The 2,500-nt window shown below is 72.8% G+C and carries 4 protein-coding genes; 2 read left to right on the forward strand and 2 right to left on the reverse strand.

The genetic code is table 11. The features are described 5' to 3' along the window. The coding region (locus tag B7767_RS42230) for a TetR-like C-terminal domain-containing protein (protein WP_085576443.1) at positions 1–368 on the forward strand (368 nt) is incomplete at its 5' end. Between the two features lie 286 nt (positions 369–654). Here B7767_RS42230 and B7767_RS42235 read toward each other — a convergent pair. Together B7767_RS42235 and B7767_RS42240 are read right to left on the reverse strand one after the other, a co-directional pair. Continuing rightward, entirely contained in the window at positions 655–1,326 is a 672-nt protein-coding gene (locus B7767_RS42235; protein WP_085576444.1) for a nucleotidyl transferase AbiEii/AbiGii toxin family protein, read from the reverse strand. Continuing rightward, entirely contained in the window at positions 1,323–1,688 is a 366-nt protein-coding gene (locus tag B7767_RS42240; protein ID WP_107486650.1) for a hypothetical protein, read from the reverse strand. Before B7767_RS42240 ends, B7767_RS42235 begins: the two co-directional genes overlap by 4 nt. Positions 1,689–1,736: 48 nt before the next feature. Between B7767_RS42240 and B7767_RS49505 the strand changes: the two genes are divergently transcribed. After that, entirely contained in the window at positions 1,737–2,252 is a 516-nt protein-coding gene (locus B7767_RS49505) for a hypothetical protein (protein WP_373408288.1), read from the forward strand. Positions 2,253–2,500 lie beyond the last annotated feature (248 nt).

Below are 2,500 nucleotides of genomic sequence, written 5' to 3' on the forward strand. Positions count from 1 at the left end.
AGATGGCCGCGGCACTGCGGGCCGCGACCTCCGCCGCCGACGGCCCGCGCGCCCGGGTCACCGCCCTCGCCCGCGCCTACCTCGACTTCGCCGCACGCAACCCGGCGGTCTACGACGCCATGTTCCGGCTCGACGGCGGCCTGGCGTTCGCGCAGGAGGACACCCCGAAGCCGCTGAAGGACGGCTTCGCCGCCCTGCTGGAAAGCCTCACCGAGGTCGCCGGGGACGGCGTCCACCCGGGACTGTTCACCGAGGTCTTCTGGGCATCCCTGCACGGCCTGGCCACCCTCACCCGGGCGGGACGACTGCCCCCGGAGGACGCCGAACGGAGGGTGGAACTGCTGGTGGACCGGCTCGCCGCACTCTGACACACCGTCCGGCGGCCGGCCGCCACGGGCGCCCGACTCCTCCCCGAGCCACTCACCTCACGACCGGATCACATCGTCCTGGGCCGCTCCTGGAGCCATGACGGTGACCCCCGGATTCCCGCCCGGCCCGTCCGGCCCCGCTCCTGGTGGGACGCAGCGGCCGACGGGCCCGTCGGCCGGGAAGCGGCCCCGGCCGGAAGAACCTCCCGCCCGGGCCCTTCTGCGCTTGCCGGAGGAGGGATGTCTCCCAGGGGTCACTCCCCGTCGACGCAGTCCGCCGCGGCCTTCAGATGTCCTGAGAGGCCTCGTCCTCGCCGAGCCGCTGGTCGAGGTCGCTCGTCCACTGCTGGGCCCACGCCCTGAGCTCCGTGATCTGTTCCCCGGTGAGACCGTAGGAGGCGAACTCCTCGTCGTCGTACCACTCGGCGCCGGCCAGGCGGTCACGCAGGTCCTGGCGGCGGAACTCGTCGCGGCCGTGCCGTTCGCCCAGCCGCTCGAGCTCGGTGACCGTGTGATGGGCGGAGGCGGCGTGGACGTCGATCAGGTCGCGGACCGCGCCGCGGTCGGCGAGAGCGCGGACCTTGGTGCCGATCACATCGTCGAGGGCGAGGACCGGGCCGTACTCGGTGGTGAGCGGTGCGGCCCACAGGTTCTCCTTGAGGACGTCCACCTCGCAGTCCTCGCCGGTGTCCGGGTCGGCCACCACGAGGCGTGCCGACAGCGGGTCGACGCCGATCACCGTCACGCGCCAGCCCCGTTCGGTCAGTGCCCGGCACAGGTGCTCGGCGATGTCCGCCATGGGGGCGGGGTTCTCCGTGGCGACGTCGAGGTCCTGGCTGAGCCGGTCGACCAGCCCGTGCGCCTGGACGGCGTATCCGCCGGTGACAACCAGCGGGTAGGCCGTGCCGACGGCGAGGACGTCGGACAGGAGACGGCGGTGCAGATCGCTGAGGTTCACGCGACGGCGGACGCCTCACGGGCGAGCTCGGGGAAGGCGTCCTCCCACACATCGCGGATGTGCCTGCTGACCAGGGTGCGCAGCGCGGGCCACTGGGAGGCGAGCAGGTCCCGGTTCAGGAAAGCGAGGAGGTCCTGGTGCCGCCCCTCGGCCAGGACGGTCCGGTAGAGGCTCATCCGCTGACGCGGCCGGTCGAGGTCGTATGCGCGCAGGCCGGACCAGGCGACGTGCAGCGGGAGTTCGACCCGCCCGTGCACCGGCCCGGTCAGCTCTTCCAGACGGTCGGGCAGACGGGCCGCGTACCGGGCACGCAGCACCTCTGCGGCGGAGGGTTCGAGCGAGCGGTGGTACAGCGGGTCCATGCCCGGCATTATCCCTCCGCTCGTCGAGTCCGTCGAAGGCCGCGCGCGGTGATCTCGACGCTCGGGGTGCCCTACGGCCGAAACCCCGTCACGGTGTACTCCGAGGGCATCACCCACATCACACGGGCCATGACCGAACACGGCGTCCGACGCCTGGTCTGCGTGACCTCGACCCTGCTCTTCGACGTGCCGGCACCCGGCGAGACCTTCTTCTTCCGGAAGGTGCTCGAGCCCTTCATCGCGCGCACCGTCGCGCGCACCGTGAAGGCCGCCCGCGTGCCGGCCGGCTACGCCAGCCGGCGCACCGAGGACCTGGACGTCCACTACCCTCGCGTCAACGGCGACGACGCGGCGGTGCTGTTCACGGGCGACTCCTCCCCGTACGCCGTCATGGTCATGGACCTCACCCCGGACGGCGACCAGGTCTCCGGCGTCTACGTCGTCACCAACCCGGCCAAGCTCACCCACGTACGACCGGACGACGGGCAGGACCCGCCGGGCGAGGACACACCCCCGAACCGCCCCGGGGTCCGTCGGCCGCCTGCCCCCGGAGAACACGCATGACCACGGCCGAGCAACCGGACTCGCGCGGGACGGGACCACGCCCGGCCGGACCGGCAGGCCGTCGATGGTCACGGAGGCCCTCCCGGGGGTGCGCGGCCTCGGGTACCGGCGGACTCTCGTGATCAACTGTCGCCGGTTCCCCGGTGGAACCCAACCTGCCGGTGACCGTGTGTGATCCCCGACAGCGTGTCGGCTCCAGGTCCCGCCGGTCTCGTTGAGCCGGCGGGGGGGGGGTCTTGGGGGGCGAG

This window comes from Streptomyces sp. 13-12-16 (assembly GCF_002114215.1).
GTDB lineage: Bacteria > Actinomycetota > Actinomycetes > Streptomycetales > Streptomycetaceae > Streptomyces.